The 14,452-nt window shown below is 40.2% G+C and carries 13 protein-coding genes; 11 read left to right on the top strand and 2 right to left on the bottom strand.

Annotated features, from left to right (window positions below; all coding sequences use genetic code 11):
* From AC4E96_RS06685 to AC4E96_RS06670, 4 genes are all read left to right on the top strand, one after another.
* A partial coding sequence (locus AC4E96_RS06685) for a TonB family protein (RefSeq protein WP_490255287.1) occupies positions 1-1,056 on the top strand: 1,056 nt, incomplete at its 5' end.
* 202 nt (positions 1,057-1,258) lie between these two features.
* Positions 1,259-1,522, top strand: coding sequence for a CBU_0592 family membrane protein (locus AC4E96_RS06680; RefSeq protein ID WP_488032732.1), 264 nt, complete (start codon positions 1,259-1,261; stop codon positions 1,520-1,522).
* A 248-nt stretch (positions 1,523-1,770) separates the two neighbouring features.
* Positions 1,771-3,927, top strand: a complete 2,157-nt coding sequence (locus AC4E96_RS06675; protein WP_490255286.1) for a spermidine synthase — start codon at positions 1,771-1,773, stop codon at positions 3,925-3,927.
* 5 nt (positions 3,928-3,932) lie between these two features.
* Positions 3,933-4,574, top strand: a complete 642-nt coding sequence (locus AC4E96_RS06670; protein ID WP_490255285.1) for a hypothetical protein — start codon at positions 3,933-3,935, stop codon at positions 4,572-4,574.
* Here the strand turns inward: AC4E96_RS06670 and AC4E96_RS06665 are convergent.
* Positions 4,558-5,142: a nuclear transport factor 2 family protein gene (locus AC4E96_RS06665; RefSeq protein ID WP_490255284.1), complete on the bottom strand. Its 585-nt coding sequence runs from the start codon at positions 5,140-5,142 to the stop codon at positions 4,558-4,560. The two genes, AC4E96_RS06670 and AC4E96_RS06665, sit on opposite strands and share 17 nt — an antisense overlap.
* Positions 5,143-5,434: 292 nt before the next feature.
* On the opposite strand from AC4E96_RS06665, the gene AC4E96_RS06660 reads away from it, so the two are divergent.
* The 3 genes from AC4E96_RS06660 (at position 5,435) to AC4E96_RS06650 (ending at position 7,769) form a co-directional block, all read left to right on the top strand.
* Positions 5,435-6,571 (top strand): aminotransferase class V-fold PLP-dependent enzyme, encoded by a 1,137-nt coding sequence (locus AC4E96_RS06660; protein WP_490255283.1) that lies wholly within the window; start codon positions 5,435-5,437, stop codon positions 6,569-6,571.
* Between the two features lie 124 nt (positions 6,572-6,695).
* A complete protein-coding gene (gene efpL / locus AC4E96_RS06655) occupies positions 6,696-7,262 on the top strand; it encodes an elongation factor P-like protein EfpL (RefSeq protein ID WP_488032727.1) in 567 nt (188 codons plus the stop codon).
* A gap of 93 nt (positions 7,263-7,355) precedes the next feature.
* Positions 7,356-7,769, top strand: coding sequence for a DUF3293 domain-containing protein (locus tag AC4E96_RS06650; RefSeq protein WP_490255282.1), 414 nt, complete (start codon positions 7,356-7,358; stop codon positions 7,767-7,769).
* On the opposite strand, the gene fabR is transcribed toward AC4E96_RS06650, so the two are convergent.
* Positions 7,766-8,428 (bottom strand): HTH-type transcriptional repressor FabR, encoded by a 663-nt coding sequence (gene fabR, locus AC4E96_RS06645; protein WP_488032725.1) that lies wholly within the window; start codon positions 8,426-8,428, stop codon positions 7,766-7,768. The two genes, AC4E96_RS06650 and fabR, sit on opposite strands and share 4 nt — an antisense overlap.
* Positions 8,429-8,591: 163 nt before the next feature.
* Between fabR and AC4E96_RS06640 the strand changes: the two genes are divergently transcribed.
* The 4 genes from AC4E96_RS06640 to AC4E96_RS06625 all read left to right on the top strand — a co-directional run bounded on the left by AC4E96_RS06640 (position 8,592) and on the right by AC4E96_RS06625 (position 14,445).
* Positions 8,592-9,623 (top strand): FAD-binding oxidoreductase, encoded by a 1,032-nt coding sequence (locus AC4E96_RS06640; RefSeq protein WP_490255281.1) that lies wholly within the window; start codon positions 8,592-8,594, stop codon positions 9,621-9,623.
* Positions 9,620-10,645 (top strand): fatty acid desaturase family protein, encoded by a 1,026-nt coding sequence (locus tag AC4E96_RS06635; RefSeq protein ID WP_490255280.1) that lies wholly within the window; start codon positions 9,620-9,622, stop codon positions 10,643-10,645. The genes AC4E96_RS06640 and AC4E96_RS06635 overlap by 4 nt, the downstream gene beginning before the upstream one ends.
* A 433-nt stretch (positions 10,646-11,078) precedes the next feature.
* The gene (locus tag AC4E96_RS06630) at positions 11,079-12,269 is read left to right on the top strand and encodes a sugar ABC transporter substrate-binding protein (protein ID WP_490255279.1); all 1,191 of its coding nucleotides are present in this window, start codon (positions 11,079-11,081) and stop codon (positions 12,267-12,269) included.
* Complete coding sequence (locus tag AC4E96_RS06625; protein ID WP_490255278.1) at positions 12,259-14,445, top strand: ATP-binding protein; 2,187 nt, start codon at positions 12,259-12,261, stop codon at positions 14,443-14,445. The genes AC4E96_RS06630 and AC4E96_RS06625 overlap by 11 nt, the downstream gene beginning before the upstream one ends.
* The last annotated feature ends 7 nt before the right edge of the window (positions 14,446-14,452 follow it).

Raw genomic sequence — 14,452 nt, 5'->3', positions numbered from 1 at the left:
GCAAAGGTCAATGCTCAGCCCACTAATGCGATGGATGAGATTTCGGCACAACAATTTGCTGCCTTCAAAGAGGCCTATGATGCTTATAAAGAGGGGATTAGCTCAGGTCGGCGTATGGGGATGTATACGTTGGCGAGAAACTCTTTTGAATTAGGTTGCCAATTCTTTGGTGAGGAGAGTTTTGATTGTGCGGTGTTGGCGGTTAACTTTGCCAATATTGCGGACAATAGAGACAAAACACCAATTAAGCTGATTGAAGGCGCCTTACCTGCTTATAAAGAAAAGTACGGCGAAAACAGTTTACAAGTGGGTCAGTTGTACACGCTTGGAGCACAAAAAGCACCTTGGACAGCTGGTAAAACGGCAAAGGATTATCAGCGTAAGGCAAACGATGTGATTGACTCACTAGAGGAGTCACAACCGATTTATGCTGAACTGTTACGTGTAAAGCTAGCAGAAAGCTACCTTTATCGTGGTGATAGAAAAAGCCGCAGGATGATTTCGGCAGTAGAAAAGCTAGAGGAATTACTTCCTTCAAATGACTTCGGTTTAATTGAACCTAATTTCACCTTGGGTAGATATTATTTATCGACGGGCAAACCTGAAAAAAGCACAGCACCTTTTCTAAGGGTACTAGAAATTGTTGAAGCTAGTGGTAAACCACATAAATTTGCGGCCGCCGCTCGAGCGTTTTTAGTTCAGGCTTACGCAAAGTCAGGTCAAGATGAAAAAGCTACGGCTATGAGTGTCGAAATTGGCCGCACAACGCCGTGGGCAAATTCAGCCGCACCAGTTCCTTTATATCGGGTAGAACCTGTTTATCCTATTTCATTAGCCAAACAAGGAAAAGAGGGTCACGCTCAGTTTAGTTTTGATATTGATGAACAGGGTTTTATGACCAATATAAAAAATATCGGTCATGACGGTGACCGCCGCTTTATCAATGCCGCACATAATGCGCTAAAACAATGGCGTTACTCTCCTCGATTTGAAGATGGTAAACCTGTTCTAGCAAAAGGCTTTAAAATTCAAATGGACTTTAATTTACCCAACTAAGCTTAAAAGCCATCAAAGCACTTGCAGTTTTATTTGATGGCTTGTTATACTCCTCGGTTCGAACAGCGGGTCCCCTCGACCCGGTTCTTTAGAGGACAAGATGTCCTCACACAAAGATACGCTGTTTCATGGACTGAGAATGATCCTTCCCACGGAATTGGGCCAGCCTCTTGGATCATTGTATATTTCCGGAGTTTGGAAAATGATTGATATCATTTTTGACGTCATAGGTATGTCTGGCACCTTTTTGGTTGTCGGCGCGTTCTTCCTATTGCAATTAAACAAAGTCTCACCGACTGGTTTAAAATACAATATGATGAATTTGACAGGGGCAATTTTGTTGCTTATCAGCCTGTGTTACAACTTCAACCTTGCGAGCTTTGTTATCGAACTATTTTGGATAGCGGCCTCAGTTATTGGGCTGTATAAATACTATCAAAATAAGAACAAAGACGCGGTGTCGTAACACGGTAAACTCTATTCCAAAGAGTATAAATTGGTAACATAAGCACATAGAGGCGAACCTTCGGGTTCGCTTTCTTGTTTCTAAACAACTTAAATTACCCAATCTTAACTTCTTTATTCGAAAACCATTGCTACAAATTAGACATCACATCGCGCTGCACTTGATTATTTAAGTGACCTTTATTAACGAGATCTATATCATTGAGCACTAACTGTTTTATCTTATCTTTTTCGTTTAGAGACACTATCTTGAAGCCTTCATACCTTAACGTTAGCTTTGTTGCGACTATTTTACTTAGCGCTTTATTATTATTTGTTATTCAACCCTTATTTGCCAAAGTCCTGTTGCCAAATTATGGCGGTGGAAGTGCTGTTTGGACGGCTTGTATGGTGTTTTTCCAGAGTTTTTTACTGATAGGTTATGCCTATGCTTATGGACTAGGTCGATTTTTAAAACTTCAAACTCAGTTGTGGACACATCTTGCACTCGTTTCGTTTATTTCCTTGATAATACTTGTGCAAATGACAGCTCAGTCACCGATCATTTCCTTAGCGAATTTTCCAAACTCACCATTTTTAGATATTTTTTTACGACTATTTGAGAACATAGGCTTACCTTTTTTCTTGCTATCAACAACCGCACCTTTGTTACAGAACTGGTTTGCCCAAATAAGTCGAGATAACAACGCCTACGCACTTTATGGTGCGTCAAATATTGGTGCTTTTATCGCGCTATTTAGCTATCCCTTAGTCATCGAGTCTTCATTTTTATTGTCCGTTCAAACTGTTTTTTGGCAGGGAGCCTACTTGTTATTTGCCGCTTTGGTAAGTGCTCTTTGCCTTAGGTTGATGTCTGTCAATTCACAGATTAGAAACGATCAGAGCGAGTCATATTTATCCAAGAATACAACCTCAGAAGCCACAGAGCATCGGGGCAACGTTAGTGTACCCGCCAAGCCTAACTGGATGATGAAAACGCGGTGGTTGGGATTGTCGGCTTTAGGTGTCGTTTTACTTGTTTCCACAACAAGTAGTTTGACCTACAACGTGCCACCGATACCGTTTTTGTGGACATTACCTCTGGCGCTGTACTTGTTGACCTATATCCTGACGTTTAGTCTGCCGAAGTCATATCATCGAATTTATTGGGCCGTGGTCTTTACAATATGTGCCTTCATTGGGGTTTTATTGTTTTATATTGGTTCGCAATTTGGTTTGTTGAGTCAAATAGTCATGTATCTGGTCGTCTTGTTTACTGGCTGTATGATTTGTCATGGAGAGCTTTATCAGAGTCGACCTGACACAACATATTTGACTAGCTTTTATTTGTATCTAGCAATTGGCGGCGTGTGTGGCAGTTTGATAACGGCTTGGGGCGCAACGTATCTGTTTGATCAGTACATAGAGTTTTTAGTTGCGTTAGGCGGTATTTTGATATTTTTGGTGTTAGTACCTAAGGCCAATTATATTTTTCGTGCCGTTGTGGCGATTGCCGCTATGGGCTTTTTGGCCTTATGCTGGTTTATTAATGGCCAATTTAATCAATACAACATATATCAAGATAGAAACTTCTATACTGCAATCGCGGTAAAAGATATCGAACTTGAAGATGGAGTGGTAGAACGACGACTTATTGATGGCTATACCGCTCACGGCAATCAACGACTGGATGGGTCTTTAGTGCCGCAGCCACGCAGTTACTATCGTTATGAAACGGGAATTGGACAGCTACTAAACAGTGATTGGAACAACAACGCTAAAAACGTCGCGTTAGTGGGACTAGGGGTTGGTGCGTTGGCACATTACGGAAAAGCCGAAGACAGATATCATTTTTTCGAATTAAACCCTCAAGTTGTTGAAGTGGCGAATAATTATTTTGATTTTCTATCGACCTCTAAGGCAAAGATAACGGTTCAGGTTGGTGATGCAAGACAGAGTCTGTCTAAGTATCAGGAACTATTAGAAGAACAAGTAGCCGCTTCTTCGTCGATTGAATTAAGACCAGGTTTAAACCGTAGTACAGACAAGTTCGATCTAATGGTTATTGACGCGTTTTCAAGTGATGCAATTCCTGTCCACCTAATAACGCAAGAAGCGCTTCAACTTTATTCATCTTTGTTGGCCGACAATGGCGTTTTAGCGTTTCACATTTCTAATAGTTATTTAGATTTACGTCCTGTATTAGCCAATTTGGCGGCAGAACTCAAACTAAACGCTCAATACGTTCATACACCAGACTCTTCAAGTAACCCATATGCGGTCGATTGGGTATTTTTAAGTCAAGCTGAGATACCAAAGATAATTGGTGCTGTCGACTTGAAGAGTCAATATGAGCGCTTTGATACGAGTGGCGAGCGCTTGATTTGGAGCGACGAGTACTCGAGTTTGTTACCGATAATAAAGTAAAAATAATGAGTTTATATCACCTGTTAGGGGTACTGAGTGCCGCTTTATTTTTGATGACCTGGTATGGCCTTTATCAACAGATAATGGTCATTGAGACTCGGCGTAATGAAGGAAAAACCTCGACCAGAAGCTTATCAGTCAACCAGTTTACATCCAGTTATCTCGCTTTTTACGCTAACTTTGTTTTTGCTATTGCACTGACGACCTTTAACCATTATCTGTTTTGGACAAGGCTTGGTGCATTAATTTTGTTGCTAGTGATTTTATATCGGATTTGGCAAGACCGACCGACCAAAATGAATCTAAGTGTAGTTGCCATAATGGCTGCATTGTTGTTGATGGGTTTGTTGTCTGTACTTGGCCGGCCTTATGAAGCACTTGCTCAAATTGGCACTACTGCACTAATGTTGCTGGTTACCTTTTTATTAATTCAAGGAACATTGCACCAGTGCCTAATTCTACTTAAAACAAAGCAAGCTGGAGACTTGTCCGGCAGTCTATTCAAAAGCATTATTATTAAAGACATAAGCACCTTGTTATTTGCGCTTACGATTCCTTTTGAAGAGTCCTGGCCCTTGCTGCTCCTCAACACATCGAGTGTAATGATGCGAGGTTGGCTGTTATGGTTAATTAGGGCTTACCGTTAAACTCATAGTCTAAAATAAACTCCTCACATGAACCTTTCGCCGCAGTGTCCATTAGGCTGCCGATTTTCCACTCTTTTTCAAACTTGACCACTTGAATAGCGTTTACACCGCAGTGACTAATTTTTCCATTGTAATAAAATACAAAATAGGTCCAAATTGAAGCTAAATTGTCAAACTGTTGGATACGGTAGTTGATGATTCTCTCGTCCATCATGTCATTTTTGCGTTTGGCAATACTATCGGCAAATCCGACGACGTCTGTGTACTTTAACTGACCGCTTCGCGACGCCCTAATAATGCTTGCTTTTTCTGCAAAAGCACTGATCATTTTGGCTTTGTTGTGTTCACGCATCCCGTCAAAAAGCCTTAAAACAGGTGCAAATATTTCTTTTTTTTGTTGCGGTGAAATTGGGTGTTGAGCAATCTGATTAAAACCACGAGCGGTGTCTAATGAGCTGAGGTATTCACCATTGCTCAATGTGTTTTTATTGGCATCTTGATCTGCATTCGCACTGGAAATTACCAAAAGGTTAATTGTTAAGGCGACAAGAAGAGTTTTTAAACGCATGAACTGTCAAATATAAGGGGAATAAGAGTGACTACAGGTTAACTGAATCTGCTCTTCGCAACAAGCAATCCCACTTTTGTAGCGCAAACTTTACTCACCAAGATAACTTGCCGTCCGAGGAAACAGTTGCAAGTTAATGATTGATTGAATAGGCTGATTAACGACATTTTTAGATTCAAGTGAAGGGAATATGTACCAGCAGTATTATCAACAATTTTTAAGCGCGCGTCCTGGGATTCAACATTTTGCTTGTCATAGTCATCATTATTGGCCAGATGTCACGAGAGACGCAATGTTAGAGTATTGGGATGACACGGCTCAAATGGCGGACGATAAATGGGACTATATTTTTTCGAAAAAAATGCCGGAGTGTCAAAGCCTAATTGCGGGTTTTCTTGGTATTACAAAGCCAGATCGAATCGTTTTTGCCCCTAATACTCACGAGCTCTTGTACCGAATTTTTACTTCATTTGACGTCAGCCCAGACAACAAACTAAAAATATTAACCACAGACAGTGAATTTTACTCATTTCAACGTCAATCGGAGCGATGGCAGCAAGCCGAGTTAGTTGAAGTTACGCGCATCCCAACCGAACCATTTGCAACGTTTGAACAACGATTCGCTGACGCTGCCAATGAGAGCGAATTTGATTGGATTTTCTGCAGCCAAGTCTTCTTTAATTCGGGGTACGCGATTCAGAATCTCACCGAATTTGTACGCACATTACCGTCAAAAAGTCTAATTACAATAGATGGTTACCATGGGTTCATGGCGATTCCTACTGACTTAAGTGACATTGAGCAACAAGTGTTTTATCTGTCGGGTAGTTATAAATATGCCCAAGGCGGAGAGGGCGCGTGTTTCGCTGTTGTACCTGATGGTCAATTTGAGCCAATATACACTGGCTGGTTTGCTGAGTTTGGTGATTTACACAACCGTACCGCTAATCAAGTTGCCTACGCAAAAGGTGGACAACAGTTCGCTGGGGCGACCATGGATATGTCAGCAATGTATCGATTACATGCTGTTTTGAGTCTCCTAAAGCAAGATGGTGTGACGGTAAGTCAAATACATAAATACATTCTGGCTTGTCAGCAGGCTTTTTTACAAATCATAGATGATTTGGACCACCCATATTTGAATCGTGCTCATTTATTACAATGTCATTTGTACGATAGCCTTGCTGAGACAAGACGTCATCCTCAGGATGAGGGGCGAATAGAGTTTGGTGATGGTAAATTAAATGACGCCAATCACGGTCATTTCATGACATTTAAAATGCCAAAGGAAGAGGTAACAGAGCTTGCTCGCTTTTTGGAAAAACACAATGTGAAAACCGACTATCGAGGCGACCGACTGCGTTTTGGGTTTGCCATGTACCACGAGCCGCATTTATACGACTTAAGTTGTCTAAAAGATTACACGTAATAAATTTTGGCTCTAAGAGTACAAGGTATTGTGATTACAAAATAAAATTCACTTTTATCTCGATACTATAAGCCTTAAACTCAGCCTGTTATTGAAAAAATTAATATTATCGTTGGAGTAAACTATGCCTAAGGCAAGTGAGATAAAAAAGAATGCCGCTATTGAGCACAATGGCCGTGTTGTATTAATTAAAGATATTGAGCGTTCTGTTCCACAGGGAAGGGCCGGTGGCAGCCTATACCGCATGCGTATGTATGATGTCGTCACGGGCGGCAAAATTGATGAGACGTTTAAAGACTCTGATATGTTGACTATGGCGGATTTATCCCGACGACCGGTTATGTTCTCTTATACAGACGGTGACGAATACGTGTTTATGGACAATGAAGATTATACGCCATATCACCTCAATAAAGAGACGATTGAAGATCAATTACAATTTATTAATGAAGAAACTCAAGGGCTTCTTATGTTGGTAATTGATGATACGCCAGCTACTATTGAGTTACCGCTAACCGTTGAACTGGAGATTACGGAAACGGCGCCAGCGCTAAAAGGCGGCTCTGCTACTGCCCGTACCAAACCGGCAACATTAACAACGGGCTTGGTAGTACAAGTCCCTGAACACATCAGTTCGGGGGACAAGATCAAAGTAAATACCGAAGAGGTAAAGTTTGTATCTCGTGCGTAAATGAACGTAACGTCGTGCAAAAGAGTGTAATTGGCTAGTTTAATACCAATTACACTCTTATATTAAGGTGTTAATATGCCGAAGGAGGCGGATATGGAATATTCGAATAGCGAGTTGTTAAATTTGTATAGCAATACCGTGTTTTTGTTAGATGAAGTACAAGCGTTACCTAACCCTTTTGCTATTATTACGGCGTTTAATCCACAAGGCAAAAGCCAACCTCTTAAGCAAAACGAGTCGCAAAATGATGCTTTGCGATCAGAGCTTGAAAATGTGCTACATCATACTGTTATTGGAGCTTCCCCAGACCTTACCCATCAAGAACCCAGCTTTATAGTCCAAATATCTAAGCCGGCAGCCGTTGGGCTAGCTCATAAATACGATCAAAATGCTATTTTTTGGGTCGAAGGTGACGAATTACACTTGGTGCCAGTTTTGATGCAAGGTGATGAGGTATCTATTGGTCAATTTAGAGAGCGGATTCGCTTAGGTAGTGAATCGAACTAATCTTGTATCGGTTTTGAAGCACCCTTTAGAATGAATTTAACCATTTTCACGGTTTCTTCAATCATTGACTCGAGCTGATCGGCTTCTGCATTTAGCGCAATGCCGCCCATTGCAAACACGAGTTGTGTAATTGCTTTGGCAACTACATCGGTATCTTCAGTTATGTATTTAGTATTAATTTCATTGGCTTTGACTAAATCGGTTTGCAACTCACTAGCAAAAAAGTCCAACTGATCTTTGATTGCAGCCTGAAAATTACCCGAACCAACCGTCCCTTCTCTGAGTAATATAGGCAGAGAGGAACCTTCTTTGTTCATTTCATTAAAGAAACACTCTACAGAAACACGTACGACTGATTTTTCATTAATGATCAGTCGACGAGCGTCTCTAATGATAGTGCGAAGGTGCTTACCGGCCAACTCGATGACTGCGATATTGAGTGCTTCCATGTCTTTAAAATGGCGATAAAAACTATTCGGAGCAATGCCTGCTTCACGAGTCACTTCGCGCAGACTCAGGGACGAAATGCTTCTCTCTGGGCCAGATAATGAAATCGCAGCATCAATAATTTCTTGACTGTTTATGGAGGCTTTTCTTCCGACGTTTTTCAAAACAAAGACTTCTTCTGTACCAAATAATAACGGTATTTTTTCATACATGGCTTGGATTTACTAGCGGATTTATTTTGCCGCGCTGGCTAAATGCTGGGAACAGGCAAAAAAGGGTCAGTAAATTTATATACACATTTATATACACTTGTATATTTTTGTGTATAATCCCGACCGTGGTGATTTGCCATGTTAATTAGGAAACCTAGATAAAGTGAAAAAAGTGATTCATCGTCTTTGGAACGCTTCGGCGTTGCCTCAATCCTTGGACTTTTGGCTAAAGCAATTAAAGATTAATTACCAGACTCAAACACCAACCGTAAAAGTATTAGACAAACACATTATTGATGATGTTGTTAAACTTGTGCTTAAGCCAAGCAAGTCATTTGGTGAGTTTAGAGTAGGCCAGCACTTACGTTTGAAAGTACTGATTGACGCAATTGGTAGAGAACGTTGTTATTCGATCTCAAATTTACCAACTAAAAAGGGCTTAATTGAACTTTTCATAAAGGTACAAGGTGAAGTCAGCAATGCAATTAGGTCCTCGGTCAAGGTCGGTGATGTCTTAGATGTTTCCAAGCCTTTTGGTGAGAGTGATAAGCAGGCATTTAACGTATTCATTGCCGGAGGTATTGGCATCACCGCGGTGTGGCCGTTATTTTTAAACGCCCAAAAAACTAACCCAAACGCTAAACTGCTGTATCTAACACGCTTACCAGATGAAGGAATTAGGCAATCCATTGATGGTCCTCTGTTCAAGGAAATTCGTCAAAGTCATGCCTTTACCGATGGTCGTGCACGTATCGTCGGCGGTCGCGGATACTTAACCAGCAAAAACAGTGATGTTGCGCCTTTTTCAGAGGTAGTAAAAGACGAGGATAAGGTATTTTCTTGTGGCTCAGCCTCTTTCAATGAAAAAGTACAGTTATTGTTAAAAGAGTTAGACGTGAAACATGAATGTTCAGTCGAAAACTTTAGTTCCACTCCTTTGTCTTCTTCGAGTAGCGAAAAGAAAGAAGTAACAATCAAACTTCTTGAGTCAGGTAAAGAGCTAATTGTATCTAACCAAATTCCACTGCTGGATAGTCTTTTAAATGCAGGGTTAAAGCCTCAATACGGCTGTAAACAAGGAATCTGTCACCAGTGCACTTGCCGGGTAGCACCGAGTTCTATTTTAAATGGTGTGAATAAGACGATTCAGTTATGTACCACATTCCCTGGTCGCGAAATGGAGTTAGAACTATGAATTATGATGCCTTTGCTGCCGAGATAAATGCGATTAAAGACGAGACAATGGCGAAAGTGGGTCAAGAGGACGCACGCTATATCAGACGTATTGAAAAAGTCGTTCGTTACTCTGGTATTACCGGTCGAGTGTTCCTTATGCTTTCTTGGTTTCCGCCGTTTTGGTTTTTGGGTACTGCTTTACTTGCACTCTCTAAAATCATGGAAAACATGGAATTAGGTCATAACGTGATTCATGGGCAGTATAACTTTATGAATGACGAGCGATTTAATGGTAATACTTATGAGTGGGATATTGCCGGTACCGCAGATAATTGGCGCGAAACACATAACTATTCACATCATACTTATACCAACGTAAAAGGTAAGGACCATGATATCGGCTATTCCATTTTACGTATATTTAAAGAACAAAAGTGGACCCCAGCCTTTTTATTTCAGCCCTTTTATGCGGTTATTTTTGCGATGTTATTCCAGTGGGGCGTTGCACTACAGAATTTAAGGTTAGGGCGATTGTTCTTGGGCAAGGTCACCTTCAAAGAGTTCATCAATGAAGACAGACCGGCTTACAAAAAAATGTTTGGCCAATTGTTTAAAGACTATGTGTTTTTTCCAGTTATTGCTGGTCCTATGTTTATTCCTGTTATTTTGGGTAACTTAACGGCTAACTTGATTCGAAACTTGTGGACATATTTGATTATATTCTGTGGCCATTTTACTAAAGATTCACATATTTTTGACCGCAGCGTACTTCACAATGAATCGCAAGGGCACTGGTATTATCGTCAAATATTGGGCTCGTCCAATATTAAAGGTGGTAAGTTATTCCATATTTTGAGTGGTAACTTGAGTCATCAAATAGAACACCACTTGTTTCCGACTATGCCTTCTTATCGTTACTCAGAGGTCGCTCCAAAGATTCAGGCAGTTTGTAAGAAATACGGCGTTCAATACAATAACGGTAATATCTTCAAACAATTTGGTGAAGTGATGGGGCGTATTGCTCGATATAGTTTCCCTTAATTTAAGAAAAACATGCACTCTGGCCGATTGAATCAAGAGTGCATGTTTTAAATTGTTATAAATCGAAATTGGATATGTCTACTTTACGTGTTAGACAAACCTGATCTCCATAATAATCATCAGTATAATTACATTCAGTCAGTTCCACTTCTTTTTCATTTGTAGGTTTATTTTCAAAAATTTGTTGTATTAACGACATGTTCATTTCCTTCAATTCTGTTTATCAACATTGCGCTACTCTCAGCGCTTTCACTAAGTGTGTTGATATTGCCTTTGTATGCGCCAAACGTATATTTAAATAATTCGGACATGTCCTTCTACAAAACTGAATATGGGTTGGCCACTTATGTATGAAATTGATACATAAATATCTGGTTATTAAAATAAAATGCAACTATATTAAAGTATTGGTTTTGACAAGGGTGTCGATGCTGTGAAGGCGATAGTAACTAAAATTTCTACCTTTTTGATTGTATTCAGCGTTTTCTGCGCACCACACGTGCTGCTGGCAAAGCAGCAGTCTATTACGTTAGCCTATGGATTAGAAACCTATTCATTTAGCACAATTTTGTCCCAGTTCACTGCCGAGACGGGTGTTAAAGTTGTCATTAAGGCATTTAAAAATAATGAATTAAAATCCGAATTGATCCAGCGTTCTAATGTTCAGCAACTTCCTGATGCCATTATCGTACCTTCTGACTTTTTAGGTCTTAAACAGATCAATGTCAGTTCTATTCCAAATGAAATAATCTCTCCAAACCTATACAAACAAGCTTTAAAAAGTGCAGAAGTAAATGATCAATTAAAAGGAATACCAATTGTTTTTGGTAATCACTTAGTCCTGTTTTACAACAAGAGTATGATTGAGCAAGTGCCGAGTAATTGGGAAGAACTGCTCTTGCAACGCAACCAATTTAGTAATCCAAAAGACTTTATTGCATGGAGCTACTATGAAATGTATTGGTTTATACCTTTTCTTGGCGCATTTGATTCTGTGCCGTTTAGTGAGGGTAAACCGACCTTAAACACGCCCCAAATGGCCCAAACGTTAGAATGGTACCAACGTTTTCTTGATCAGCGGATCATTGATACCAACTGCGAATATAACTGTGTTAACAACCGCTTCAAAGCACAAAGTTTAGCCATGGCAATTAATGGTGTTTGGGAGTATCAAGCCTACAAAAAGGCACTTGGTGATAACCTAGGGGTTGCTGCTTTACCTCGTTTGGGTGACAAAAAAATGAAGTCATACTTTTCATCCCATACACTAGCGTTTCCAAACCAAGGATTACAGGGGCCTAAAGCGGAGCCACTTAAAAAGTTGGCCGAGTTTTTACAGCGAGAAGATATACAGACGCTTATTTGGTCGGATTTGAATTCAATTCCGACTAACAACAAAACGTTAGCAAACATAGAAAAAGAGGGTAACCATGACTTTAGTATCATGTTTGCACAATTACAAAGCTCCAACCCGATGCCGAATGAACATGAAATGGCGATAGTTTGGGAGGCATTGTTAAAGGGCCTGAACCGTTATTTAGCCGATGTATTTGATGCGCAAACTGCTGCGGAATATATGCAAGTCATCACTGAAAAATCGATTGAGAATGTAAATGGCAACTAAACGTAGTGTGGTAACTGAGTTAAGAGGTAAGCTACCAGTAGCGATTCTGGTACTTTTACTTTTATGTTTAGCCGGTTTTGGTTTTGACAGCTATAACAAATCAATGTCAATCGCAAAAGAAGATGTTGCAAGACATGCACGTTCCCTTGCTTTAGATATTCAAAGTGAGTTGACTAAACAGCGTCATCAATTGTCATTTTTGGCGACAAATAAAGTGTTGGCAGAGTTACCAAACAACCTACTTTATACTCAATATGCGTTTCGAGAGTTGAAAAGGGTGGTCGAAAGTAATGAATTTATAGACGCTGCATTTATTCTAGATGGCAGTGAATTTGTTGTGGAAGGCTTTCCAATTGAGGCTCTTAAAGTCTCATTCCCAGAATTGAGCGAATATACCAAAGCACAATTGAGCGACTCTTTTATTCAAAAAGGCGTTAAATTTAAATATGTAAATAAACCGTTTGGTGTTTTGCAACCAGAATCAAAAGGGAGCTTGTTCTTCGCGATACCCTTGTTAAAAAGTAATGCCTCTATAGTTACGCCTTATGAAAAAACGGCGGTTTTATTTTTGTTGTTAAACCCCGCACTCTTTGTTGATTTGGATAATCGATTGAGTCATTCACAAGCGTTGCTAAGAGTAGAAGGCTTTCCATGGTTTCAATTTGGTCGAGAAGTGAGTGAGTCCGAAAGGGCTATCTCCTATGATTTAAAAGTGGTCAACCCCAGTACTTTTGGTGTCGATTTAGGGCTTAAAGTTAAGCATTTAGAGTCATATTTTACCAAAAGTGTTTATCTATCTATCCTCTACTCGAGTGCATTAGTTATAGTTTTGTTTGTTTTTTTACAAATATATCTCAGTGGGTTTACGAAGCGCCTCATACATCCTGTCCGTCAGTTAGAAAAATTAACGGAAAAGATATCTAAAGGAGACTACTCGGCTTCGGGACAGTCTTCTGAATTCGTTGAATTCGATAAATTATTCAAAACCGTGGACGGTATGGCTGTCACTATCACGAGTCAAATAGAAGACCTCAATCAGCAAAAGCGACGTGCCGAGGAGTCAGAAAAGGCTAAAGGCGCGTTTTTGGCAAATATGAGTCATGAAATTCGTACGCCAATGAATGGTATATTGGGCACATTACAAATCCTTCAACGTCAACCTATTCCAGCCGAATCAATGGAATTAGTTGAAAAGGGAGTGCTTTCAAGCAAAATGTTATTAACGATTGTGAATGACATATTAGACTTTTCTAAGATTGAAGCGGGTCAATTGAAACTTGAAGAAATTCCGCTTGATTTGGCAGAGATTGCATCAGGTGTTGTCGCGGAATTAAGCCCACAAGCAGAGTCGAAAGGTGTACTAGTTGATATAGACATAGGGTATGAAGGGCGAAAAGCATGGTTGGGCGATCCTGTTCGGGTCAAACAAATCATACTAAATTTGTTATCCAACGCAGTTAAGTTCACAGATGAAGGTTACGTTTCCCTTGGTATTCGTTCAGAGGAAAGCCGAAACGTCTCTATTATTGTTAAAGATTCTGGTATCGGGATGTCCAAAAAGATGCAGGAGGGGTTATTCAATCGATTTGAGCAAGCTGATAGCAGCACAACTCGCCGTTATGGGGGCACAGGGTTGGGCATGGCTATAACTAAACAGTTGGTGGACTTGATGGCAGGTGACATTAAAGTATCAAGTGAGCTTGGTAAGGGCACTGAGTTTGAGGTCAGTCTTCCACTAAAAGAAACCCAAGTTGAAGAAGTTAAGAAGACACGTAGAAAAGAGTACTCAACCCCTGATTTAAGCAACAAAACAATCTTGTTAGCAGAAGATAACAAAATCAATCAAACCGTTTTCAATGCGATGATGGGACCAACCAAAGCAAATATTGTGGTTGCAGAAGATGGTATAGAAGCGGTAAAAAAATTCAAAGAATACCAGCCAGATCTTGTTTTTATGGATATTCAAATGCCCAATATGGATGGCGTTGAAGCGTGTAAAACTATTCAAAAATTTGATAACCGTACCCCAATCATTGCATTGACGGCCAATGTTATGGAAGCGGATGTAAAACGCTATATGGAAAGCGGCTTTGTTGCGCACCTAGGTAAACCTATCGAGCTAAATGACTTATACCGCGAAGCAAGTTTCCACTTAAAACCTGCTTCGTTGCATTAATTTAGCT

The organism is Psychrosphaera sp., assembly GCF_982872775.1.
Note: the sequence above shows the minus strand (reverse complement) of the source record. Positions and strands in the feature narration are given on the sequence as shown.

What these genes read in the sequence shown, in the direction of transcription:
- AC4E96_RS06680 (WP_488032732.1), top strand. Translation starts at nt 1,259, where the DNA reads ATGATTGATATCATTTTTGACGTCATAGGTATGTCTGGCACCTTTTTG.
- AC4E96_RS06670 (WP_490255285.1), top strand. Translation starts at nt 3,933, where the DNA reads ATGAGTTTATATCACCTGTTAGGGGTACTGAGTGCCGCTTTATTTTTG.
- AC4E96_RS06665 (WP_490255284.1), bottom strand. Translation starts at nt 5,142, where the DNA reads ATGCGTTTAAAAACTCTTCTTGTCGCCTTAACAATTAACCTTTTGGTA.
- AC4E96_RS06660 (WP_490255283.1), top strand. Translation starts at nt 5,435, where the DNA reads ATGTTAGAGTATTGGGATGACACGGCTCAAATGGCGGACGATAAATGG.
- efpL (WP_488032727.1), top strand. Translation starts at nt 6,696, where the DNA reads ATGCCTAAGGCAAGTGAGATAAAAAAGAATGCCGCTATTGAGCACAAT.
- AC4E96_RS06650 (WP_490255282.1), top strand. Translation starts at nt 7,356, where the DNA reads ATGGAATATTCGAATAGCGAGTTGTTAAATTTGTATAGCAATACCGTG.
- fabR (WP_488032725.1), bottom strand. Translation starts at nt 8,428, where the DNA reads ATGTATGAAAAAATACCGTTATTATTTGGTACAGAAGAAGTCTTTGTT.
- AC4E96_RS06635 (WP_490255280.1), top strand. Translation starts at nt 9,620, where the DNA reads ATGAATTATGATGCCTTTGCTGCCGAGATAAATGCGATTAAAGACGAG.
- AC4E96_RS06625 (WP_490255278.1), top strand. Translation starts at nt 12,259, where the DNA reads ATGGCAACTAAACGTAGTGTGGTAACTGAGTTAAGAGGTAAGCTACCA.